Annotated in this window: 16 protein-coding genes and 1 pseudogene; 14 read left to right on the top strand and 3 right to left on the bottom strand. The window is 41.8% G+C overall.

Translation table 11 applies throughout. From position 1 onward, the window contains the following. The 3 genes and pseudogenes from F6K38_RS03795 to rffA all read left to right on the top strand — a co-directional run. Window positions 1-533, top strand: a pseudogene (locus tag F6K38_RS03795) (hypothetical protein); the annotation flags it as partial. Window positions 534-1394: 861 nt separating this feature from the next. Next, the gene (locus tag F6K38_RS03800) at window positions 1395-2570 is read left to right on the top strand and encodes a glycosyltransferase (RefSeq protein ID WP_009148973.1); all 1176 of its coding nucleotides are present in this window, start codon (window positions 1395-1397) and stop codon (window positions 2568-2570) included. Between the two features lie 146 nt (window positions 2571-2716). Then, window positions 2717-3859 carry a dTDP-4-amino-4,6-dideoxygalactose transaminase gene (gene rffA, locus F6K38_RS03805; RefSeq protein ID WP_009148972.1) on the top strand — a complete coding sequence of 381 codons (1143 nt, stop codon included), beginning with the start codon at window positions 2717-2719 and terminating at the stop codon, window positions 3857-3859. A gap of 135 nt (window positions 3860-3994) precedes the next feature. On the opposite strand, the gene F6K38_RS03810 is transcribed toward rffA, so the two are convergent. Continuing rightward, window positions 3995-4183, bottom strand: coding sequence for a hypothetical protein (locus F6K38_RS03810; RefSeq protein ID WP_131827115.1), 189 nt, complete (start codon window positions 4181-4183; stop codon window positions 3995-3997). A 150-nt stretch (window positions 4184-4333) separates the two neighbouring features. On the opposite strand from F6K38_RS03810, the gene F6K38_RS03815 reads away from it, so the two are divergent. Beyond that, complete coding sequence (locus tag F6K38_RS03815; protein ID WP_009148971.1) at window positions 4334-5350, top strand: lipid II:glycine glycyltransferase FemX; 1017 nt, start codon at window positions 4334-4336, stop codon at window positions 5348-5350. Window positions 5351-5550: 200 nt separating this feature from the next. Then, entirely contained in the window at window positions 5551-6693 is a 1143-nt protein-coding gene (locus tag F6K38_RS03820) for a glycosyltransferase family 4 protein (protein ID WP_229414650.1), read from the top strand. A gap of 155 nt (window positions 6694-6848) precedes the next feature. On the opposite strand, the gene F6K38_RS03825 is transcribed toward F6K38_RS03820, so the two are convergent. Next, entirely contained in the window at window positions 6849-8516 is a 1668-nt protein-coding gene (locus tag F6K38_RS03825) for an alkaline phosphatase family protein (protein ID WP_044494346.1), read from the bottom strand. A gap of 490 nt (window positions 8517-9006) precedes the next feature. Here F6K38_RS03825 and F6K38_RS03830 point away from each other — a divergent pair, with 490 nt between their 5' ends. From F6K38_RS03830 to F6K38_RS03840, 3 genes are all read left to right on the top strand, one after another. Then, window positions 9007-10686: a hypothetical protein gene (locus tag F6K38_RS03830; protein WP_009148968.1), complete on the top strand. Its 1680-nt coding sequence runs from the start codon at window positions 9007-9009 to the stop codon at window positions 10684-10686. Window positions 10687-10859: 173 nt separating this feature from the next. Beyond that, window positions 10860-11903, top strand: coding sequence for a glycosyltransferase family 2 protein (locus tag F6K38_RS03835; RefSeq protein WP_009148962.1), 1044 nt, complete (start codon window positions 10860-10862; stop codon window positions 11901-11903). A 430-nt stretch (window positions 11904-12333) separates the two neighbouring features. Continuing rightward, complete coding sequence (locus F6K38_RS03840) at window positions 12334-13557, top strand: glycosyltransferase family 2 protein (RefSeq protein WP_009148951.1); 1224 nt, start codon at window positions 12334-12336, stop codon at window positions 13555-13557. An 84-nt stretch (window positions 13558-13641) separates the two neighbouring features. Here the strand turns inward: F6K38_RS03840 and F6K38_RS03845 are convergent, their stop codons facing one another. Then, window positions 13642-13866 (bottom strand): hypothetical protein, encoded by a 225-nt coding sequence (locus tag F6K38_RS03845; RefSeq protein WP_154659878.1) that lies wholly within the window; start codon window positions 13864-13866, stop codon window positions 13642-13644. An 852-nt stretch (window positions 13867-14718) separates the two neighbouring features. Here F6K38_RS03845 and F6K38_RS03850 point away from each other — a divergent pair. The 6 genes from F6K38_RS03850 to F6K38_RS03875 all read left to right on the top strand — a co-directional run bounded on the left by F6K38_RS03850 (window position 14719) and on the right by F6K38_RS03875 (window position 24063). Then, the gene (locus tag F6K38_RS03850) at window positions 14719-16911 is read left to right on the top strand and encodes a GumC family protein (protein ID WP_063747945.1); all 2193 of its coding nucleotides are present in this window, start codon (window positions 14719-14721) and stop codon (window positions 16909-16911) included. A gap of 457 nt (window positions 16912-17368) precedes the next feature. Further along, window positions 17369-18634 (top strand): glycosyltransferase family 4 protein, encoded by a 1266-nt coding sequence (locus tag F6K38_RS03855; protein WP_009148942.1) that lies wholly within the window; start codon window positions 17369-17371, stop codon window positions 18632-18634. 228 nt (window positions 18635-18862) lie between these two features. After that, window positions 18863-19879, top strand: coding sequence for a glycosyltransferase family protein (locus F6K38_RS03860; protein ID WP_044494313.1), 1017 nt, complete (start codon window positions 18863-18865; stop codon window positions 19877-19879). Between the two features lie 135 nt (window positions 19880-20014). Beyond that, a complete protein-coding gene (locus F6K38_RS03865; RefSeq protein ID WP_009148936.1) occupies window positions 20015-21373 on the top strand; it encodes an oligosaccharide flippase family protein in 1359 nt (452 codons plus the stop codon). Window positions 21374-21470: 97 nt separating this feature from the next. Next, window positions 21471-22280: a 2OG-Fe(II) oxygenase gene (locus F6K38_RS03870; RefSeq protein WP_009148933.1), complete on the top strand. Its 810-nt coding sequence runs from the start codon at window positions 21471-21473 to the stop codon at window positions 22278-22280. A gap of 367 nt (window positions 22281-22647) precedes the next feature. Continuing rightward, window positions 22648-24063, top strand: coding sequence for a hypothetical protein (locus F6K38_RS03875; protein WP_044494311.1), 1416 nt, complete (start codon window positions 22648-22650; stop codon window positions 24061-24063). The last annotated feature ends 87 nt before the right edge of the window (window positions 24064-24150 follow it).

The raw sequence follows: 24150 nt of genomic DNA on the forward strand, positions 1-24150 counted from the left end.
AATTGACTATACCAATACAATCATTACCAGCTCAAGCTCAATTGTCTGCCCTAGCAGCGTTTCCCACTACTGCTGATACCTCAGCCCATACTTTAAGACTTAATCAAGAACCTTATAAAGATCTCACAAAGCGCTTTCAGGTGGGTATACTGGAAGGGTATAAGGTTAGTACCATGGGTGGTTTCCCATTAATTGAAGCACCCGATGGTAACTTAGCCTACACGGTGCTTGTAGAACAAAGAGCGACAGATCGTCCATTAAGCAACCCTTCCCTAGCACAGATTGCTATTGAACAGTTTAGGCGGGGTGAAGGATTTCAAACTGGTAATTTTCAGCCAGTACCAGGAGGGGTGTCTCTTCCTTGGAGAGGTAGCTTAACCCTAGGTGGTCAGACTCAGCCAGTCAGTGGAGTGATCTTAGCGCGTCAGCTGGGTAAAAATGTGGTGGTGATGTTAATTTGCGCCACAGAATCAGCTCAGGGAGACGTTAAAGATGCCATTGCACTTTTGGCTAATACTCTCAAACCTCTTTAAGGTCAATGGCATGCTCCTTACGCTTCAGGGAAGCTGGTAATTGTCCATCGTCTATGGTGCATTAATTTTTATCCACCAAAGCTGCCTTTACTTACCAAATCTAGGCAGTTTTCTGTGCTGCTCACTTCTAGTAACATCGGATTAATTACCTCCTTGGAGGGTGGTTATTACTTGACTATTTAGTAGTTAGTAAAAAAAATAAACTAACCACTAATTAATAACCACCCTTAACAAAATTTTCTCTATAGACCAGGGCACTCAGTTTGACTTTATTGGTTTTTAAAAATAGGCTCAATAATCCGGATTTATTTGATTGAGCTTGTATTGATAATTAAGCTTTCACGCATGTAAATTATGAATCGGTGCTGATTGGGAGATTGGGAGATTGGAAGATTGGGAGATTGGGAGATGGATTGAAGCCTTTTGCACAACTGGATCGATCTTAAAATTTATAGCAACCGAATTATAGTTTAGGACAGAGTATTTTGGTTTAAAGGGAGCAGGGAGCATAAATATGTCTTAAGCTTTACTTCGACTGCTATAAATGCCTATTAGCTTACACCTGATGCTCTATAGCTTTTTTTTATCTATTTTTTAAATTAAATGGATAGGAAAAATTAGCGTTACCTAGTCTTGATATTATTTACTTAATCTTTAAGGATTTCGATAATAAATCAATGGTAGTGTATGCTAATTTTTAAAAAATCACACATTTATACTAAAAATCACTATCATGACAATTAATCAAATGGAATAGTCTATATTAAGGGTATAGTTTTATTTATTAAAAAAAATAACGGTAATTTATAAAAAAATTAATGTTTTTTAGGAAAATTGAGTTAGAATAACGTAATTAATTTCATGCGTTTATTGATTATTCAGTATGCTGGAGATTACCGTGAAGCCTTTGAACGCTTAGCTAACGGTGGACCTGAGACATACTATGCTCAGAAATATTCTGTAGATGCGGTAGCTGAAATTGGCAAACAAATTGGGGAAGTTGCAACTCTCTGTTGTATGACCGAAAAACCCTACAATCAGCTACTGGAAAAAGGAGTTCGTGCCATTGGTGCAGGGTTTAATGGAGAGATTAAGGTTAAAAATTTAATCAAATTGATTGAAGATTACCATCCCACTCATTTAGTTGTTCGCACACCAATTCGGGAAGTTTTTCGTTGGGCAATTCAGAATAATGTTCCAACCCTAGCCCTATTTGCTGAATCTATTCCAACCAGAAAGGTGCGTAACAAGTTTCGTAATTATTTACTAAGCCAATTATTAAATAATGATCGAATCCAATGGATTGGTAGTTATGGGATTGATTCCTCCCGAGTACTCCAGGACATAGGAGTCCAATCTGACAAGATAATTCCTTGGACTTTTATTGTTACTGAAACCCCAGAATCCTTGTCACCAAAAACTCTCCCAGCACAGGCCAAGTCTTGGCAACTGTTTTACATTGGGTCAATGATTGAAGCTAAAGGGGTTGGGGATATATTAGAATCTATCGCTAAATTAAAAGCTAATAAGTTTCCAATAAAATTGAAGATAGCTGGTAACGATAAAACAGGTTTCTTTGTCAATAAAGCTAAGCAGCTACAAATCGAAGACTGTGTAGAGTTTCTGGGAATAGTACCAAATAATACCGTAGTTCCTCTGATGAGAGAATCTGATCTTGTATTAGTTCCTAGTCGCCACGAATTTCCAGAGGGTTTCCCACTAGCAATTACTCATGCCCTTTGCGCTCGAACTCCAATCATTGCTTCAGATCACCCAATGTTTATTAATAAACTAAAAGATGGCATCAGTGCGAAAATTTTTCCTGCTGGCAACTCTGTTGCTTTAGCAGAATCTATTCAAAAGCTGCTTTCCGATTCAGATCTTTACCATAATCTGTCTATAGCCTCTTACGAAACCTGGAAGAGTTTGCAGCTTCCAGTAAAATTTGCTGACCTAATTAAGCGATGGCTACATGACTCACCAGAAAATGAACAGTGGTTAATTCAGCATCGGTTAAGTTCAGGGCGCTACAACTAAACATCTCCCTAATAAAAATTTACTAATTATTAGGATTACTAGCAATAACCAGCCAGAGCAAGAAGTCAGAATCTATAGGATTTCAGGTGCATTGTAAAAATTAATCGGATTAATACCAAGTAGAAACTAATAATTGCTAACTAAAAATGGAAGTTACTTTGTCAACTATACCTTTTAACCGCCCTGTTACTGTCGGAACGGAATTTGAGTATATCCAACAGACCATCAAGAACATGGATCTTTCCGGTGATGGTGCTATTACCAAACAATGTCATGCTCTACTCGAACAAATATTGTCAATTCCAAAGGTTCTGCTAACCACTTCCTGCACCCATGCTCTGGAAATGGCGGCACTACTATTAAACATCCAACCAGGGGATGAAGTCATTGTTCCCTCCTTCACCTTTGTCTCTACCATTAATGCCTTCATCTTACGAGGTGCTCAACCTGTCTTTATCGACATCCGCCCGGATACCCTCAATTTAAATGAAGAGAAATTAGAATCACTGATTACCCCTCGCACCAAAGCCATTGTCCCTGTACATTACGCCGGTGTAGCATGCGAGATGGATGCTATTTTGGAGATTGCTGGGCGCTACGGTATACCAGTTGTTGAGGACAATGCTCATGGACTATTTGCTAAGTATAAAGGCAAGTATCTAGGTACATTTGGTTGTCTAGCTACCCAGAGTTTTCACGAGACTAAGAACTTTACCTGTGGAGAAGGTGGCGCACTGTTGATCAACGACCCGCAGTATATCGAACGTGCTGAGATTATCCGGGAGAAAGGAACTAATCGCACTCGCTTCTATCGCGGTCAAATTGATAAGTACACCTGGGTAGACATTGGTTCGAGTTATCTCCCCTCAGGCATACTCGCAGCTTTCTTGTATGCTCAGCTAGAAAGTCGCCAACAGATTCAGAGCAAACGACAGCAAATTTGGGAGTACTACTACGAAAATCTCAAGGATTGGGCACCGGAGTACGGTATCCGCTTGCCAATTGTGCCAGAGTACTGTGACCAGGCATACCATATGTTCTACGTACTCTTACCGTCCCTAGAGAAGCGCCAAGCCTTGATTGCTCACTTAAAAGCTCAAGGCATCTACAGCGTTTTTCACTATCTGCCATTGCACTTGTCTGATATGGGACGAGAGTTTGGGGGCAAAGAAGGAGACTGCTTGGTGACTGAGGATGTAAGCGATCGCTTACTTCGTCTGCCCTTTTACAACGATATGACTGAGGCTGACCAAGCAAGGGTTGTGGCATCAATTAAGAAATTTTTCTGAACTTTACCAGAACTTTAAGACATACAGGACTTACGCAAAATTGGGTAACAAACACTAGAAATAGTAGGGTGAGACCCTACAAGTAGAGTTACTGCGTAAGTCGTGAAATAAATAGATAGGTGAAAATCAGCCCAGCTATCTAAATCGATAAATCCAATACTCAAGCGTTCGCGTAGCGTGACCTTTCGGGCAAAGCCCGACGCTGCGCGAACGGTCAATCGCATTTTTCCCTTCTTGATGCAATAGCGAGTGGGGGAAACCACGGCAATAGCGAGTGGGGGAGACCCCCAAGACCGCGCTGCCTCCCCTGTTCCGAAGCTGCATCGCTTTGTTGATGTTTCCAGGTAAGCGATTGACCGTAGGTCACGCTACGCGAACGCTTACTTTGTATTCTCTTTGGTCAAGATTAATCAAGCAATTCACTAGGGCATTTCTAATACTTAGGGTCACAAAAATTAATTATAGGAGTAGTCAATGAGCCTATCAATTACCAAAACCTATCTCGCTAATTCTGAAGAATGGGACAAAATTTGGCAACAATGCAATTATTCAACTTATTTTCATTCAAGAGAATGGGCTGAAATCTGGAATACCTATACTCAAGGAGAATTTCGTCCAAACCCTCTAATTATCCTATTCTCAGATCAAAAAAGAGCTTTGATTGCCCTTTCCTATAAACTTGGAAATCAGAAATTTATCAAGAAATACTCATCCTCACCAGACGGAACCTTTGGAGGATGGATTTCCGCAGACGAACTTACCATTGACCATGCCATTTTACTAGTTAAATTTCTCGATAAAAATTTTTGGGGTAAATTAAGTTGGCGAGTAAATCCTTACAATGAACTAGCTAGTAAAGCTGTAGCCCTAAGTTGTGTCAGTGAACAAGAGGAGGATACCACTCACGCCATTAACTTAGACGTGGGTTTTGAAACAATTTCCAAAACTTGGAAAAAGGGCGGTAGTTCTATGGCTCGAAAAGTCCGAAAAGCTATCAAGGAAGGAGTTTCAGTAACTACAGCATCTACCCTAGACCAATGGTGGGAATATTATCAAGTTTATCAAGATTCATTACGACGATGGGGAGATAATAGTCTTGGTAGCTATAATTGGGAACTTTTTAAAACAATTTTTCAACTTAAGTCACCTAACGTTAAGCTTTGGCTAGCCCACTATCAAGACCAAATTATCAGCGGAGCACTATGCTTCTACGCCAAGAAACATGTGGTGTATTGGCATGGCTCATCCTTAGAAAAATACTTGAATCTAAGACCAGTTAACTTAGTTATGTATGAAATTGTTAAAGATTCTTGTGAACAAGGATATTCTTGGTTTGATTTTAATCCTAGTGGTGGATTGCCAGGAGTTATAGCATTTAAGAAAAGTTTTGGAGCCGAGCCTCTTGACTGTTATATGATCTATGTTGATAATAAGTTGAGGCGTATGGTGAAACCCCTGAAACCTTTAAAGAAAATCCTAATGCCGTGTTAACCTAGAGCTAACTAAGCAATTTTGCTTAGTTTTTTTAAAAAATCCCTAAAAATGATTACATTAAAAAGTAAACTACTGGGGAGCAATAAATTATCAATCAATTTAATAATACTGCTGGTTTAACATCAAATACTTTACTAATAGGGAGCTATAATTGAAGCGGTACATTTTGATGGCAAGATTCAACCTTCGTAAAACCGATGATGCAGCCCTTGAGAGTTGGTTTTTTCTCTTCTCAGAATTATTTAGATAAAAATACTTTTTCTGGCACCCTTTATTATATGCATAGGTCTCTGGCATCAAGAGACCTTCAGTTGATTAATCTCGGCAATCCCAAAAAAGTATCCTATTGGCATAAGCTAGTCAAGCCTATCCAATTAATCCATTCATTTTTAGGTTTCAAGTCTTCTGATCACAATGAACAGCTCAATCGATTCATACTGACAGTTCAAAGACAGTTCAAAGAAACCCCATGTGATTTACTATTTTGCCCCGTTGCATCAGGAGAATTAAGTTTAATTGACACTAGTATTCCTATTATTTTTTTATCCGATGCCACTCCGAAGCTAATCAACAATGAATACTATAAAATTTACCGAAATATAGAAGAATTTGAACTAGGAGAAAAACAGGAATTTACTGTATTATCAAAATCTCATAAACTAGTTTATTCTTCAGACTGGGCTGCCAAATCTGCCATTAGCGACTATCAGGCAGATCCAGAGAAAGTTGAAGTAATTCCCTTTGGAGCAAATTTAGATGATATCCCCTCAGTATATCAACTATTTTCCAAGTGTAATGCTTCCCGTTGCCGTTTATTGTTTATTGGTAAAGATTGGCAGAGAAAAGGTGGAAATATTGCCTTTGAAACTCTGATATCTCTGCTCAACATGGGAATTGACGCTGAGCTAGTTATGCTTGGTTGTGTGCCACCGGATGACATTAAGCATGAGCGGCTCAACGTCATTCCTTTTTTGAATAAAAATAATCCTAAGCAACGAGAGGAACTTAATCAATTATTTTTGCAATCCCATTTTTTGATGTTTCCCACCCGTGCTGATTGTTCACCAATTGTGATTTGTGAGGCTAATGCATTTGGTCTCCCTGTAATCACAACTGATGTCGGAGGAATTCCGACAATTATTAAAAATGGCAAAAATGGTTATATGTTACCGTTATCTGCCTCAAGTGATCAGTATGCTAGTGTGATAGCAAATAACTTTGGTGATCGGGCAGTCTATGAACAGTTAGTAAAGTCTTCTAGAGAAGAATACGATCAGTCTCTAAATTGGGATAAATGGGCAGAACGTATACATCGTGTGATGATAAGCATGTTCAATTGATTCCTGTCGGATTTGTGAGATTTGGAATAAAATGAAGAGGGGAAAGAGGAGTAAAAATATCCTCATCCCCTCTTTACCTTATCCCTCATTTCTAATTTACAAAGACTTAACTATGAGGGCAATGTTTCTGACCACACTCTAAGCCGGTAAGCATATTAACCGTTGACAAGCTCTTTTGCTAGCAATGGTAGTGGCTTACCTTCAAAGTATTCAGGAATTGGTGCACCCATCAATTCCAAAATTGTGGGGGGAAGATCAAGAGCATGACCGCCTCCGAAATCAACACCGGACGCAATATCTGGACCTGCGGCGATGATAAATCCCTCAGGGCGATGGCTGCCAGCACGATAATGGGGTACAGGACCAATACGTCCAACATCAGGACTTTCCACCACATCTGTGGCATACTCATCTTGCCAGACAAGTACCAAGTCGGCATCAGACAGCTTACAATTTCGCTCAGTGGGCGACTTCCGTGTCCTGATGATCTCCTTGACCATGGGTACACCTTTTCGGGCATCTTTAAGAGCGTAAAGCTTTTGGATCAGTTCATCACAGAAAGCATCATACTCCGATTCCGGTACCAATCCTTGGGGTTCTCGTCCCTGAAGATTGATACGGATATACCCTTCTGAAAAGCTTGGTAGGGCAAACGCTTTCATCTTGTGCCAGACCGGTGCATACCAAGCGGCTGGTTGGAAAGGTACTACATCGGTTTCCTTCGCTAGCCTGAATGGGGAGATCAGATCGGGTTCTTGAGAAGAATCTAACCATGGCTCGATTAGTTTGAAAAGCTTGGTGGGAGTTTCTCGTCTCAAAAACCTTTTAATGGGATTAGGATCATACTTGGTACCCCACAGATGTCGCTCCCAATAGTTCCATTTCATTTTGGTAATTATCGGTTCAGGGGGTGTTCCCAACTCAGTACCATTAGCCAGGGCAAATTTCCCAGGGAAACTAAGGCGATATAAAAACTCAGGCAGGAAGGTGGTGCTGGGGGCATCCATGGTGTTAGGACCCATGCCATGAGCGGAGAAAATGACGACATGAGCATCCTTTGGTGCTTTGGCTAAAATCTTGCCGATTGCCCGATCAATGGCTTGAAAGCCTTCGAGCATGGGATCACCTGAAACACGGGAACTAAAATGCTCATAGAGAGGATGTTCCGGTTGACTCAACTGCCAGAAATTGTGACCCAGTGCATGGGCTTCGCCAAACACTGTTAAAAACAAGTCCCAAGACTCTCGTTCCAAGAGATCTTGACAAATAGTAGCGCGACGGGAGATCCCTGTCTCCAGAAGTTTCCGAAGTCGAAGTGTTCCCTTTAAATCAACACACACAGCATAGTCCTTATGGAGTCCTGGATGTTCTCCATGTTTGTCAACCAGTTCTTGGAACAGTGAAGCCGGTAAAGAGCCACTAGCTACTTGAGGAGAATGGGCTCCCCAAGCTAAAACCTGGGGACCATTTACCTCCTCACAGAGCCGAGTTTGAGGCATGTCAAAGACTGCCACTCGATAATCTTCACCCAGGGCATAAAATGGAGGATACTCACTATAGTCATAGGCGGCCTTGGTGTAGCACTCATAGCTACCTTCTCGGAATCCCAAGGGAGACCAGTACCCAGTTGTGTGAGGCGAGCAGCCAGTCAAAAATGTTGTCCAAGGCGTTTCTGCACTAAACGCTTCAAAATTTTTCAGGCGTCCATAGGTTCCCTGGTCGCGCAAACGACGCATAGTCTGGAGATGTCCCTGAGACATCCATTTCTCAAGGACAGAGGGCTGAGCTGCATCTAGTCCAATGACAATAACAGGCTTGTTCATTTCTCTAAAAGTAAATGTTAATACTGGAGATGCAACCTGCAACTTAACCAGGGGCATTTGTGAATCTTGGCAAGTCTTAGAGTGACATTAAACTCGATTTGGTCTATGTTATACAACAGCTAAGTTTACCGTTATACCCCTGCTTTGATCTTTACCTATGGATTTCTAAAAATCCTTCTCGTTATTATAACTTTATAACAAGATTAACTTAAATTAATATATAGCGTAAGCTTTTGATAAAAATCTCTAGAGCAAAAATCCGGATAGCTGTTTTTTATTAAGTATATATTAGTGGTGATAATTACCAGCCATGTAAGCAGTAAGCTAATGGGCGTGCGTCACAGGCTATAAGCCTGTGCCACGAACGCTACTTGAGTGAAGTCAGCTTACCAATAACTTCCAATTATCAAGTCAGTTTTGCTAGCCCTGATAGTTAAAATTAGTGTACAGTATAGTTTTTAATAAATTCCAAATAATTACATTATTTTTTTTGAGTTTTTGTCTAACTTTATTCATTGCGCTTCATCCAACATATCCTGAACAATTTTATCAAAAACTTAATATTATTTTAAGTAAATCAACGGTTCAAAACTCTCCGTTTACAACTCCTAAATTAGGAACTAACCTGAATGGAATTGCTGATTGGTCAACTGAACTTCCTTTCTTAGATGCCTTCAAATCGTCGAGACCATGGATTACTCAATGTGTCTCTGGAGAAACAGGCTGTAGTGGTTCGTGGGATACTGAGGAATACGATAAACTGGATTTAGACGAACAGGGCTGGGTTAAGTCTTTACCTGCTCCAGAAGCTCCTCCTGAATATACTCGTGTGGCTACACTACTTTTTACAGGGATGAAAAATTATCCAGCTGGAAAGTATGTGGTTTTATACGATGGAGAAGGCACTATAGAATATAAGTTTGATGCCACCAAAGATGAGGTAGCGTCAAGGCCAGGAAGAGATGTAATTAATGTAACGCCATCCGGGGCTAGTATCTATTTAATAATTACCGCTACGGATCCTAATAACACGGGTAATTATATTCGCAACATTCGTGTTGTTCAAGCTAAGTATGAAGATACTTACGAGTCTGAACTTTTTAATCCGGAATTCATCAATAAAATTAAAAAATTTAAAGCCATCCGTTTTATGGACTGGATGGAAACCAATCATTCTAAGCAAAGGGAATGGGCAAATATACCAAAAGTAGATGATGCCTCCTACGCTTACGGTAAAGGTGTACCTGTAGAAATCATGGTTAAACTGGCCAATCGAATTGGTGCTGATCCATGGTTTAATATGCCCCATCAAGCTACAGATGACTATATCACTAATTTTGCCCAAATAGTTAAAGATACCTTAGATCCAAATCTAAGGGTTTATGTGGAACTGTCTAATGAAGTGTGGAATTGGCAATTCCAACAAGCTAACTATGCGTTAGCTCAAGGTCAAGCTAGGTGGGGCAAGGATAAAGGAGATGCATACATGCAATGGTATGGAATGCGTACTGCTCAAATGTCTGATATTTGGAAAAATGTATTTGGTAGTGACAGCAATCAAGTGGTGTCTGTTATGGCTACCCATACCGTATGGCTTGGTTTGGAAAATGCTGCTTTGGATTGTCCTCTGTGGGTAGCAGAGGGTAATGCCCCTTGTTATCAACATAGTATTGATGCTTTTGCGATCGCGGGATATTTTAATGGCAGCTTAAACGCGGAAGAAAACGAAAGCACCATAGAATCTTGGTTGAATGAACCCGATGGGGGAGTGTCAAAAGCGTTTAAGCAGATCAAATCCGGGGGGTTACTTCCCAAAGAAGAAGACTATGAGAGTTTAAGTGATATTGATCAAATTTTTAACTATCATCACAAAGTAGCAGATAAGAGAAAACTACAGTTAGTGGTTTACGAAGGTGGTCAACATCTTGTCAAGTCCGATAATCAAAAACTAACTGAGTTTTTCATTGAGCTTAATAGACATCCAAAAATGTATAAAATTTATACACAACTCCTGAATGAATGGAAGAATCAGGGCGGTGGCTTATTTATGCACTTTTCTGATATCAAGAAGCCCAGTAAATGGGGGAGCTGGGGGGCTTTAGAACATGTATACCAAAAGAGTTCACCCAAGTATGATGCCTTAATAGACTTTATCGATCAAAATTCCTGATCCTGTAAACTTCCCTAGAAAGCTATACAAGGGTGAATCTGTTACAGTTTAATCTGGCTAAAATTTTTCACCAACAACGATAGCGTTAGGGAAACAGCGTTTCAGTGCTACCTCTGCGTTTCAATTCCTTGCCTAGTGCAAGAAAAGAGCTAAATTTTCAAGGCAGTTAAACGATGAACACTCTCTCAGCTGTAGAATACAAAGCCCAAGGTTTGAAGCAAATTGGATTAGTTGTGATTGGACGCAATGAAGGTGAACGCCTACGCCAGTGTTTACTGTCTGTGATTAAAAACGTGGCTCGTGTGGTTTATGTCGATTCTGGCTCCACAGATGACAGTGTGGAAATCGCTCATTCTTTAGGGGTAGAGGTGATTGGACTCGACCTATCTAAACCCTTTACTGCAGCTCGTGCTAGAAATGCGGGATATATCTATCTCAAACATTTAGAGCCAAATCTTAAGTTTGTCCAATTCGTGGATGGGGATTGTGAGGTAGTAGGGGGATGGCTCAACTATGCTCAAAAGGAACTGGAAGCCAACCCTAATGTCGCTGTAGTCTGTGGTCGCCGACGAGAGCGCTTCCCTGAAACATCTATATATAACCGATTGTGTGACATGGAGTGGGATACACCAGTGGGTGAAGCTTCCGCTTGTGGTGGTGATGCAATGATGCGCACAGAAGCTTTTGAACAAGTCGGAGGGTTTAATCCTACTCTAATTGCTGGTGAAGAACCGGAATTGTGCTTGCGGCTGCGCCAGAAGGGTTGGAAGATTTTTCGCCTAGATGCTGAAATGACTTTGCATGATGCCCAAATGACACGTTTTAGTCAGTGCTGGAAGCGGTTCTTGAGAGCAGGTCATGGTTACGCTGAGGGAGCCTGGTTACACGGTCACACTCCAGAACGCCATTGGGTCAAAGAAAGCCGGAGCATTTGGTTCTGGGGATTACTCTTACCTATATTAGTATTTGCGATCGCATGGCTCACCCATGGCTTGAGCTTATTGCTGTTGTTGGGTTATCCTCTGATGACTTACCGGATCTATCGTCATAAGTCCCAGACAGGTTTGAGCTCAACAGATGCTTTACTTTATAGTCTGTCTTGCATGATCGGCAAGTTTCCTCAGGTCCAAGGTCAGATTCAATTTCACCTAAATCGATTGCTCGGACAGCGTAGTAACTTGGTTGAGTACAAAACTGTACTTAATACTAACAGTTAGATAGCGTTTGTATTTGAGTTGTAAACAAAGGATTGATAGCAAAAGGTAATAGTAAACAGGTAATAGTAAACAGGTAATAGGTAACCTTAAACATTATCAAATAAATCTGATTTTATTGTTTTTTATTTAAATTTTATTAGATAATATCTGGATATGTATCATTTATCTCTAGGTTTGTTTTAGACTTTAACGATTATTTATTGGCTCTATATAATATATATTTTTTTGTTAATACTTATCAAAAAAGATAAATAAAGTTTTTTTTGTTGACTAAAACCTCTGATCTGTTCCCTAATCACTATTCCCTAATCACTATTCCCTAATCACTATTCCCTAATCACTATTCCCTGTTCCCTGTTCCCTAATCACTATTCCCTGTTCCCTGTTCCCTAAAAAAATAACTTATTTTAAGCTTTAAGGATGTTGAATTGTGTTAGCTAATCAGCCATTCATCTCATTGATTGATATTCCATTCTTGGTAATAGCATTTGCCCTTATCGTTCCAATTACAGTTCTTTTTATTGAATGTAGTGCAGCAATTTTGCCTAATGGCTCTGAGCCATGGTCGGATGCTAGCAAACCCCGACCAACGGTGGCTGTTTTAGTTCCAGCTCACAATGAAGCCTCTGATATCAGTGCCACCCTGGAAACATTACTACCTCAGCTTACGGAGCAAGACCGACTAATAGTCATTGCTGATAATTGCACTGATGACACTGCAGCAGTGGCTCGGAAATCTGGCGCTATTGTAATTGAACGACAAGATCATGAGCGCAGAGGTAAGGGATATGCCTTAGACTTCGGTATGGGGTTTATTGAGCCTAATCCACCGGATGTCGTGGTGGTGGTTGATGCAGACTGTATTGTTGCTCAAGGAACGATTTCACGGATTTCCCGCCTTGCGATCGCTACACAACGACCGGTTCAGTCAACTTACTTAATGACACAACCAGACAACCCGGTACTAAAGGATTTGATCTCTACCCTGGCGGTTAAATTCAAAAATACAGTCCGTCCGAGTGGGTTACATCGACTGGGCTTGCCTTGTTTGTTAACAGGTTCAGGAATGGCTTTCCCCTGGTCAGTGATTCGCAAAATCTCTTTGGCTGGCAGTAAAACAGTTGATGATATGCAGTTGGCTTTGGATTTAGCGATCATCGGACATTCCCCAATATATTGCCAGGAAGCAGGAGTCACAGGTCGTCTGATGAAACAGGGTTCAGCAAAGAGTCAAAGGTCACGCTGGGAGCATGGTCATATCGAGACTTTGCTAAACCAAGTTCCTGAGTTGCTCAAAGAGTCTATTCGTCAAAGACGAATAGACCTATTAGCGATCGCATTAGACTTATGTGTGCCACCATTGTCCCTATTGGTTCTAATTTGGGTGGCTGCTACAGGGGGAGCTTTACTCGGGGGAGCATTGGGAGCATCATGGATAAGTACTATTGTGTTACTCATAGAAGGGGTGCTGCTGTTAATTGCGATTGTTGAAGGTTGGGCTAAGTTTTGCCGAGCAGACTTTCCGCTCCTGATGCTCTTAGCTGTCCCGATTTACATTCTGTGGAAAATTCCCCTCTATCTGGCTTTTCTGGTGGAACCTCAGACCAAGTGGATTCGCACAGAACGGGATGCAGTCGATACCCCATCATCCTAATCAACTGGGGTGCATCTCATATTTGTAAAAAAGAAGGGAAGTGTGGGGAGGGTGGGAAGTGTGGGGCTGACAAGGGTAGGTTTTTTACTTTGGAGATAGGTAATAGGTAATAGGTAATAGGGAATGGGGAATGGGGAATGGGGAATGGGGAATGGGGAATGGGGAATGGGGAATGGGGAATGGGGAATGGGGAATGGGGAATGGGGAATGGGGAATGGCTAATCGGAACCCACCCCTAACCCCGACCAGGAGGGGAAGAGCGGGAGATGGGTCGGTAATCGGTGGAAATTCTGGGAGATTTTCCGACATATTTTGAGAAATTTATTCCCAATGCCAGTACGTACTCGCCCAAATGTAAAAAACCTACCCAAGTGAGGAGATAGGAACCCACCCCTAACCCCGACCAGGAGGGGAATATAGGGAGATGGGGGAGATTTTTATTAAGGGTAATTGTCATAACATGATATTAGCCTTCTATTGCCGAAGAGTGTTTTTGCATGCATTGAGATGCAGCCATCAACTGATTCTACTAGGAGAGATCATTCTCTGGTCCTAGGTATAGAATTGTTATAGCTATAGGATTGCTAATTAATTGTTTCATAATCAGGGTTAATTAAATTTTTAATGCCATAATTTAGCCCACGGAATTATCCTTGGGCTTACCGATTTTGGATCTAACTATTTTAGAGTTTGCCCACAAATCCTATCAAAGATGGTAGCATCATAAGTGTATTATCAAAGAAGTGTATTATCAAAGATAATTAAACCGGCGGCGGATAATACCAAGTAGTTAAAGTAGGACTACATATCCAGATTAGGAGATGGTAAGATTAAATTTATCTGTAGCCGTAATTTCCAGAATTGGTATAAAATTGATTTACATTTATTAAGATAAATCAAGTTTGACATGACAAAAGTATTGTGAAAAAAATACTATAAATAACCCAAGCCAAAGGAGTTGATAGCACTCCGGAATATTGATAAGTTTTGCTTCTACATCGATCAACTATAGCATCGATGTGAAAAGGGTTATAAACCTGGACAATCCGGATTATTGCCCTGAGAGTTGGTAATTATTAGTGTCTCCCTGCAAAAATTAGCATCCTCTTGGATATACAACAGGGGGCTGAAACCTTATCAACTAGTAAAAGGGGCAGACAATTGCAACAACTAACATTAAACGAGCAAGATGAGTTAAATACTCCTCAAAAAGGATTAAATCTAGGTCCGCTTTTGAGGATTGCCCGACGCCAAGCCATGGTGGTTGCAGGGATTGCAGGTTTAGTGACTGTTGCTGCTACCTTTTTGAGTAGCAAATCTCCCTCTATATATTCAGGTAATTTTCAGCTGTTAGTCGAACCAGTCACATCTGCTGCAGCAATATCCACTGAACCAATGACACTTACTCGGGGTCAGGGAAGAATACCTGGTGAGAGAAATTTTGAACTGGACTATGCAACTCAGATTAAAATCCTAACCAGTCCTGAAGTCTTATCTAAAATCGTCAATAAAATTAAATTCCAGTATCCAGAGTTTAAGCTTGGGCTACTTCAGTATTATTTAACAGTTGAACGTCTCGAAGAAGAAAGTCAAGGTGAAAATACTAAAATCCTATCAGTTACTTATAGTGGGACAGATCCCAAACTAGTAGAGTTGGTCTTAAAGACAACAGCTGAAGAATATGAAAAGTATAGTTTAGAAGACCGAAAAACTCGCATTGGCCAAGGGGTTAAATTTATTAATGAGCAACTTCCTAAATTACAGGATAGAGTTAATATTATCCAAGGAAATTTGCAAAACCTGCAACAGCAGTATCAGCTAATTGAACCTCAATTTGATGGGGGACAATTATCAAACAAAGTTAGTAAAATTGGCGACCAAAAAAGAGATACAACCAGGCAGCTACAAGAGCTAATTAAATTAAAAAACAGCTTACAAAGACAATTAAAACTATCGCCAAATGAAGCTTTAGCTTCTTCTGCCTTGAGTGAAGATCCTAACTATCAGAAGTTACTGGCGGATCTTAAAGAAATAGAAAGTAGAATTGCGATAGAATCCGCCCGCTTTCAGCCAGAGAGCCCTAATATTCAAACCCTACTAGAGCAACGGCAAAACCTAGAAACTCTTCTCAATCGGGAAGTACAACGGATTCTGGGTCAGAACTTAGGAGGTCAACCGATTAACCCCCGAGTGCGAACCCTTCAAAATCCAATTCGTTTACAACTGATTCAACAATTGGTTGATACCACCAACCAAATTGAGGTACTACAGGTTCGTAATCAGGCTCTGATACAAACCAAAAACACTGTTGATCGCGAAGTCCAAGAATTCCCGATTTTTGTCCGTAAGTATAATGATCTACAGCGGCAGTTACAAATTGCTACTCAAACTCTCAACCAACTAGAAACTCAGAAAGAGACCTTGCAGGTGGAGAAAGCTCAACGGGAAGTGCCTTGGGAGATAGTTTCTCAACCTCAGCTTTACCGCGATCCGACCGGTGCACCGATCGGAAAATCTAGTCAGAATAAGTTGATCTTGATGGGAGTTATGGGCGGTTTAGCTTTAGGGATGGGGACAGTTATCCTTTATGATAAGTATCGGAATATCTTCTATGAAATCAAGGATATTGAAGAAGGCCATAATTTACCTGTTTTAGGAGAAATACCATTTAGTAAAAATCCTGAACCATTCAATAATTTTAGTGTAGATTTTGACAACGATGAGGACAGAATTTCTGAGGATAATCGATTTAAAAAAGCATTCGAATCTCTCTACACTAACATGCATTTCCGCTTCTGTAATCCACCCCTTCGCTCCATCGCCATTTGCTCGGCTATGGCTGGGGATGGTAAGTCTAGTGTCGCCTTAAACCTAGCTCACATGGCAGCCTCCAGAGGTCAGCGAGTTCTATTAGTAGATGGTAATCTCCATTCACCTCAACTTCACACCAATTTGAATTTACAGAACTTGCCAGGACTGAGCGACTTGCTATCAAACGACCTAGAGGTTGTGATGGAGCGATCGCCTTTCTCAGATAATCTTTTTGTGTTGACTTCTGGGCAAGCCTTAGTAGAATCTGCTCCAGATCTGGCCTCTCCTCGCATGGAAAAGATTATGGGGCATTTTCAGGAAAAATTTGACTTGGTTATCTATGACACTCCTAATCTACTGAACTATACAGACGCCAATTTCCTAGCTGCCCATACAGATGGAATCTTGATGGTGGTCGGATTCAGAGGAACTAAGAAATCTCAATTCAAGCAAGTCCTCGATCAAATAGACAGGTTTGGCTTAACCTGTCTGGGCGTAGTAGTTAATCGTGTCCAACCATCTTCCCTGACTGTCTCACCCTAGAACATCGGTTCTTAAAGGTTATTCGGTTGTTCGCCATTTTTGAATTAAGAATGTAGAATTAAGAATTTAGAATTCCAAATTCTACATTCTACATTCTACATTCTGCATTCTGACAGACAACCTTGGCCTTTAGGCCACCCTACGCGAATAACCTGCCACCGAAACTTATTCTGCCGGATACGATATTACCTATCCTCCATGGGATCGCAATCCGGATTCTGAGTTCACAGTTAGTAAGAACAATTAATAACATACTGTCACCAAAGTTGCTTTAGTCTAAGGAGGCGGCAAAATTGGTACGGACAATGGAGCCTAATCAGGTGATGTTAATGAAGGCGTTACATCCCTTGAAACATTTGAAGATTTTTCTCGATCTATTCCATCTCTTAGATAAGGTGTCAATCTACGAACTACGAAAAATTCATAGAAACAGACATACCGTTGCCCCGAGTTCACGATGACAATTGCCTATCTAGTTAATCAGTATCCTAAGGTAAGTCACAGCTTTATCCGGCGAGAGATTGCAGGTCTTGAGGCTTGCGATATTCAAGTCAAACGTTTTTCTATCCGTTCCTGCGCCTCTGAACTAGTTGATCAAGCCGATCAACTAGAGCTACAGAAGACTCGATTTGTCTTAGGAGTTGGCATCGTGGGCTTGTGTTTTAGCCTATTACGCACTGCCTTAACCAGACCGATACGTCTTTTGAAGACCTTAGAGCTGACCCTCAAAATCGGCTGGGGTTCAGACCGAGGAGTTTTGAATCATCTAGCGTACTTAGCTGAGGCTTGCCTTCTGCTGGGTTGGTTTTCCGAGTCAGATATTGAGAAGGTTCACGCCCACTTCGGAACAAACTCAACTACAGTAGCGATGTTATGTCATGCTCTCGGTGGACCATCTTACAGCTTCACAGTTCATGGTCCAGAAGAGTTTGATAAATCCCAACTTCTCGCTTTAAGAGAAAAAATCAACCGAGCTGCTTTTGTGGTCGCGGTTAGCTCCTTTGGCAAAAGCCAGCTTTATCGATGGTGCAGCCACAAACAGTGGTCAAAAATCCATGTGATCCACTGTGGTGTGGATGAGATGTTTTTGAGTAAAACCCACACCCCGATACCAGAGGTGCCACGCTTAGTTTGCGTTGGTCGCCTCAGTGAACAAAAAGGACATCTACTCTTGATTGAAGCGGCCCATCAGTTAGCCGCTGAGGGCTTGCAGTTCAAGTTGGTACTAGTGGGTGATGGACCGTTGCGTACGCAAATTGAAGCAACTATTGCCCAGTTGGGTTTGCAAGACCACATTGAGATTACTGGCTGGGCTAGTAATACTGAGGTTCAGCAACAAATTTTAGCAGCACGGGCTCTCGTACTGCCCAGCTTTGCGGAAGGATTACCAGTCGTGCTCATGGAAGCTTTAGCCCTGGGTCGTCCAGTGATTACTACTTATGTTGCTGGGATACCGGAGTTGGTGGGTGATGGCAGCTGTGGTTGGCTGGTGCCACCCGGTTCTGTTGAAGCTTTAACCGCAGCAATGGCTGAAGCCTTAAACTCCCCGGTGGAAACCCTGGAGGAAATGGGTAAAGCTGGGGCGGAGCGGGTGGCTAGGCGGCATGATGTCGCAACAGAAGCCAAGAAATTGTCAGCCCTATTTTTGTCTAATCCTGAACTACCTCCAAAGCAAGCTCCGATTGAGGCACCACCAAGGAGTGCTAAGCTCTCACGTATTTAAATTGTGAATCAAATTGTGAATCGGGGCAACAGATGAGCATTTTCGGCGTTGCTGAATTGAAGTATGAATTTATTTGTCTTGTTTCAGTAACGCCCCCGTGGGTCCCCCAAAATTGGGGGACTTGAAATTATCTTTCTCCCCCAGAATTGGGGGTTGGGGGGCAAAATCATACCTGTAATTAGCAACGCCCCATTTTGAATAATTTCCCTTATTTGTAACAGTTAGCTGATGCGTTTTGTATTTTTGCTTTCAGACTTTTCAACAAGCACCACTTGGCAGGGAATATACCGTGTCCTTCGCCGTCCTAAGCTAAAGCCAATTCAGAGTTGGGTCAGGCGTAGGTGGCTTTATAAATCCGAAGTAAACGGCGGAGACCTGAATATCATGCGTCACTGCTTGGCAGCTCGGGAATCTGGGGCTGATGCAGTAATTGCCACCATGACTGGTCGTAACACCTTTGGTAATACTTGGGGGATTCACGATCTACCCTTTATCCGTTGGGCAGATCGTCGTCCCGATGATGTATGCATTATTCCTGATTGGCTCACACTATTGATCAATGATGTCAAAGGACCAGCGATCGCTTATCTCCAGGTTCCAATTTTGGTTAAAGCGGATTTTGACTATCGAGATAGCCGTGTGGCTCTTTGGACAGACTCTCCCTTCATGAAGGAAATATGCGAAGCCACTTATCCTGGCAAAGACATTGAGATCGTTCCCAATGTAGTTGACAACAAGGCATTTCCATTTATTCCTCAAGCAGAAAGAGAAGCAGGTTTGGTCTTCGCCTTTCCCAGAAAAGGTCCTGAGTTCATCACCGAGACTGAGGAATGGTATCAAAAGTTAGGTGGTACATACTGGAGATTTGAGCGTGTGGATGGACTTCCCTTTCACGAACTAGCAAAGCAGTTTAGACGACCACAAGTCTTCCTGGCATCTGCAGAGGTTGAGGGTTGTGCCCTTCCTCCCCAAGAATCCATGGCAGCAGGAATTGTGGTAGTGGGCAAGACTGCCCGTGGGGCAAATTTCTGCATGGAACACCGTAAGACTGCTATGGCTGCCGAGACTCCTGAGGCGGCAGCACGATGTCTTTTGGAACTAGAGCATGCAGAACTTCGTGACAATATTTCACGCAATGCTCACGACTATATTAGTCGTTATTTCTCATCTCAAGAGCCAGCCCGTTTCTGGCAAAAGACCGTTCGCGAGTATTCATCTGGTGCTCAACAACTATTATCTACCTAGCTGTAACTTAAAACCTACATTACACAACATGCTCAGATATCAGCTGTAGAGCCAATCTTTAAAACTAACTAAATTATCTGATGCCTTTAAGTCTGCAACCCCACCCATCCCGTCTACCTACTCGGAAATCTAACCATGTCCTCATCACTTAAAAAACAACTCCTCCGTGGGGCTATTTGGACAGTAGCTGGTTATGGAACAAGTCAGTTTCTGAGACTGGCAAGTAATCTTGTTCTGACCCGCCTGCTTGCACCAGAGTTTTTCGGCTTAATGGCTCTAGCCAACGTTTTCATCATTGGCTTACGGTTATTCTCCGATGTCGGTATTGGTGCAAGCATCATCCAGAATAAACGTGGGGATGACCCAGTTTTTCTGAATACTATCTGGACTATTCAGGTTTTGCGGGGCCTTTTGCTGTGGGTGGCTTGTCTTATAATTACTTGGCCAGTTGCCCACTTCTATAATAACCCGCAGCTGTTATGGCTGATGCCAGTAATTGGTGTGATTCCACTGATTGAGGGATTCAACTCCACTGCTGTGTGGAGCCTCAACCGCCAGATGGCATTTGGCAAGATCATGATGTTTGAGCTGGTGGGGCAATTGTCCGGCCTGATCTTGATGGTCACTTGGGCTTTTGTCAATCGGACAATCTGGGCTCTTGCTATTGGAAATGTGCTGACGGCATTGGTCAAAATGGTAATGAGTCATTGGTTAATTCCTGGAAAATCAAACCGCTTTACCTGGGAGAAAGAGGCAGCTAACAGCATTTTTTCCTTCGGGAAATGGATATTTATTTCAACGGCCCTTACCTTTCTCGCGACCCAAGCCGACCGACTAATTCTAGGCAAATTGTTTTCATTTGAGCTATTGGGAATTTATGGTGTTGCCTTTAATTTAGCGTACCTACCTTCCCAGGTAATCTCGGCAATTAGTTCCAAGGTGCTTTTGCCAACGTTTTCTCAGCTGGCTGATTTGCCTCGGGAAACCTTTCGGATCAAGATTTGGTACAATCGGCAACTTATCCTAGTGGTTGCAGCATTGATGTTGACAGTCAGTACTGCTTTTGGAGATGTTGCGATTTTTATCTTATATGATGAGAGGTTTTATGAGGCGGCTTGGATGTTACCAATCCTGACCCTAGGCATCTGGCCTGCATTATTAATTGATACCGTTCAGCAAGCCCTGATGGCTCTTGGCAAGCCAAACTATAACGCTTACAGTCAATTGGTCAAGAGTCTTAAGGTTTGTATTGGCATACCCCTAGGATTTTATCTGATGGAAAAGTTGGGAAATGGAGCACTCGGAGCAGTAGTCGTGATTGCTTTCAATGACATTCTCCCTTATCTAGTAATAACTTATGGTCTCTGTCGTGAAGGGCTTTCCTTTATTAAGCAAGACCTCTGGGCTACTGCACTACTGTTGACATTACTGATGTGGGTGATTTGGGCTCGATATATGTTGGGTTTTGGATATCCCATCAGTGGACTTTTTTAAAACAGGGAACAGGGCACAGGGAACAGGTAACAAAAATTATTACAATCTATTTAGGATTGCTATTATTTAATAAAACTAAAATTAATTAAAAAAACTAATGGATGATAAAATGTATTCCAAATTAAACTATTGCCTAGAGCCAGAAAAATTAACTAAATTTGCGAATGATAATTGTGAAATATACGCCCAGTCTGAGCCATTTCCACACATTATCATGGATAACTTTTTTCCAGAAGATGTCCTAGATAAGATTCTGAATGAGTTTCCTAAAGCTGATGCAATTGATTGGCAAAAGTTTGATGCTGCACCAGAAAAAAAACTGGCCTCAAAATCGGAAATACAAATGGGAGAGTACACCCGATTTTTTCTGTATCAGCTCAATTCATCAACTTTCCTTAACTTTTTAGAAACCTTAACTGGCATTGATGGAATAATCCCTGATCCTCATTTTGTTGGTGGTGGCTTACATCAGATCGAAAAAGGTGGTTACTTAAAAATCCATGCTGATTTCAATCGCCATACAAAATTGCGCCTTGACCGCCGCTTAAATCTTCTGATCTATCTCAACAAAGATTGGCAAGAAGACTATGGTGGTTATTTTGAAATGTGGGATAAAGAGATGACAAAGTCTCAGAAAAAAATTCTCCCCGTCTTCAACCGATGTGTCATATTTAATACTACCGATTTTTCCTATCACGGACATCCTGAGCCATTAACTTGTCCAGAAGGACGGACTCGGAAATCCTTGGCACTTTACTACTACAGCAATGGCAGACCAGCTGAAGAGCTTTCTAATAGTGGCGACCATTCTACATTATTTAAGGCTCGACCAGGAGAAAAAATACAACTTAAAAAATCTCCAGTAACCAAAGTCAAGAAATTTATTAAGAAGTTAATTATTGAGTAAGAATTCAGCGGTCAGTGGTCAGCGGTCAGCGGTCAGCGGTCAGCCGTTGGCCTTTGGCACCTCAAGTAGCGTGGAACAGGCTTCTGGGAGCATGTCACCTTTGTAATTAGGTACATAGATCCCCCCTAGCCCCCCTTAAAAAAGGGGGGAATTAGATTTAAAAGTCCCCCTTATTAAGGGAAACGGGGGATCTGAACAGGGATTAACAAAATTGACATGCTCCCCAGGGTTCGACGCTGTGACCTAACCCATAAGCTGATCACTGATAGCTGATAGCTAATACCTGATAGCTGATAGCTGATAGCTGATAGCTGATAGCTGATAATTACTCAAACAACTCTGTTCACGTTCATGCCCAAAAAAGCCAATGAGTTTTTTAGTCCCCATCGTCATGTTCGGCTGGATTCCAGTTGTTCTTTATCTCTTCATGAGAATTCCAGCTCAGCGGGCAGTCATTGTGAGTTTCATCGTAGCATGGCTATTCTTACCTGTGGCAGAATATGCTTTGCCTGGTCTACCTGACTATACTAAGATGTCGGCAACTTGCTACGGTATTTTGTTGGCTACTTTTATATACGATGTTGGGCGTATTAGCTCCTTTAAATTCAGCTGGATTGACTTGCCCATCCTGATTTGGTGCCTATGTCCATTGGCTTCATCTATTACGAATGGCTTGGGGGCTTACGATGGTTTCTCTACTGTTTTGACGCAAACCTTGACCTGGGGAGTACCCTATTTTCTCGGTCGGATCTATCTCAATAACTTGAGTGGATTACGTGACTTGGCAATTGGGATTTTCATGGGGGGGTTGGTATATGTTCCCCTATGTTTGTACGAAATTCGTTTTAGTCCCCAGCTCCATAGGATATTGTACGGCTTCCATGCTCATCCTGACTTTGGCCAAACAATGCGTTACGGGGGATGGAGACCGACAGTATTTATGATCCACGGTTTGCCAGTGGGTATGTGGATGATGGCAGCTAGTTTAGTGGGAATTTGGCTATGGCACACTGGGGTGATCAAACAACTCTGGAATATTCCCATGAAGTGGCTGGTAGCTGCGTTGTTGATCACATTTATATTGTGCAAATCCACTGGTGCCTATTTTTTACTACTCTTGGGAGTTGGCATCTTGTTTGTGGGCAAGCAATTTCGTACTGCTTTGCCAGTCTTTATCCTAATTGGGCTTATTTGTTCTTACTTATACATTAACTCACAGACTGAAACCTACGTTAGTGATCAGATTATCTCAAATGTATCGAGTGTGGTTCCTGCAGACCGTATCCAATCCTTACAGTTTAGATTTGATAATGAAGAGCTACTTGTAGATAAAGCACGGGAACGGATCGTGTTTGGCTGGGGAGGATGGGGAAGAAGTCTGATCTTTAATGACAAGGGTGAGCAAGTTACAGTTCCAGATAGTTTGTGGATTATTGCGTTTGGTGAAACTGGTACCGTTGGACTAGCCAGCCTGACCACATCCTTACTAATGCCGGTGTTGACTATGTTTTGGTTCCGTTGTCCAGCCGAGTTGTGGCCAAAGCGGCAAGCGTCACCAGTGGCGGTGCTGACCGTGGCCGTAGCGTTATACATGGTGGAATTTATGCTCAATGCCCATGGTAATCCAGTCTTTGTATTGGCTTGTGGAGGACTATCAGGATTGGTGATCCAAGAACCTACAACCAATAAGGTTAAAAAAGTCCCGGCATTGGCAGCCCAGCGTTATCGTAATCAAAATCGTAATCAAAATCGTAATCAACGAAGACAAGTTCAACGGAATTAGGGATGATATAGCAGGGAGTAGGGAGTAGGGAGTAGGGAGTAGGGAGTAGGGTAAAAAATCTGTGTAAATTATTACGATCAACAACAG

Origin of the sequence: Moorena sp. SIO3B2, from assembly GCF_010692525.1 — a bacterium.
Taxonomy (GTDB): Bacteria; Cyanobacteriota; Cyanobacteriia; order Cyanobacteriales; family Coleofasciculaceae; genus Moorena; species Moorena producens.

Excerpts from the sequence above, each read along its gene's own strand:
- F6K38_RS03800 (WP_009148973.1), top strand. The coding sequence starts at position 1,395 with ATGCGTTTATTGATTATTCAGTATGCTGGAGATTACCGTGAAGCCTTT.
- rffA (WP_009148972.1), top strand. The coding sequence starts at position 2,717 with ATGGAAGTTACTTTGTCAACTATACCTTTTAACCGCCCTGTTACTGTC.
- F6K38_RS03810 (WP_131827115.1), bottom strand. The coding sequence starts at position 4,183 with ATGCAGCTTCGGAACAGGGGAGGCAGCGCGGTCTTGGGGGTCTCCCCC.
- F6K38_RS03815 (WP_009148971.1), top strand. The coding sequence starts at position 4,334 with ATGAGCCTATCAATTACCAAAACCTATCTCGCTAATTCTGAAGAATGG.
- F6K38_RS03820 (WP_229414650.1), top strand. The coding sequence starts at position 5,551 with ATGATGCAGCCCTTGAGAGTTGGTTTTTTCTCTTCTCAGAATTATTTA.
- F6K38_RS03825 (WP_044494346.1), bottom strand. The coding sequence starts at position 8,516 with ATGAACAAGCCTGTTATTGTCATTGGACTAGATGCAGCTCAGCCCTCT.
- F6K38_RS03835 (WP_009148962.1), top strand. The coding sequence starts at position 10,860 with ATGAACACTCTCTCAGCTGTAGAATACAAAGCCCAAGGTTTGAAGCAA.
- F6K38_RS03845 (WP_154659878.1), bottom strand. The coding sequence starts at position 13,866 with ATGTCGGAAAATCTCCCAGAATTTCCACCGATTACCGACCCATCTCCC.
- F6K38_RS03855 (WP_009148942.1), top strand. The coding sequence starts at position 17,369 with ATGACAATTGCCTATCTAGTTAATCAGTATCCTAAGGTAAGTCACAGC.
- F6K38_RS03860 (WP_044494313.1), top strand. The coding sequence starts at position 18,863 with ATGCGTTTTGTATTTTTGCTTTCAGACTTTTCAACAAGCACCACTTGG.
- F6K38_RS03865 (WP_009148936.1), top strand. The coding sequence starts at position 20,015 with ATGTCCTCATCACTTAAAAAACAACTCCTCCGTGGGGCTATTTGGACA.
- F6K38_RS03870 (WP_009148933.1), top strand. The coding sequence starts at position 21,471 with ATGGATGATAAAATGTATTCCAAATTAAACTATTGCCTAGAGCCAGAA.
- F6K38_RS03875 (WP_044494311.1), top strand. The coding sequence starts at position 22,648 with ATGAGTTTTTTAGTCCCCATCGTCATGTTCGGCTGGATTCCAGTTGTT.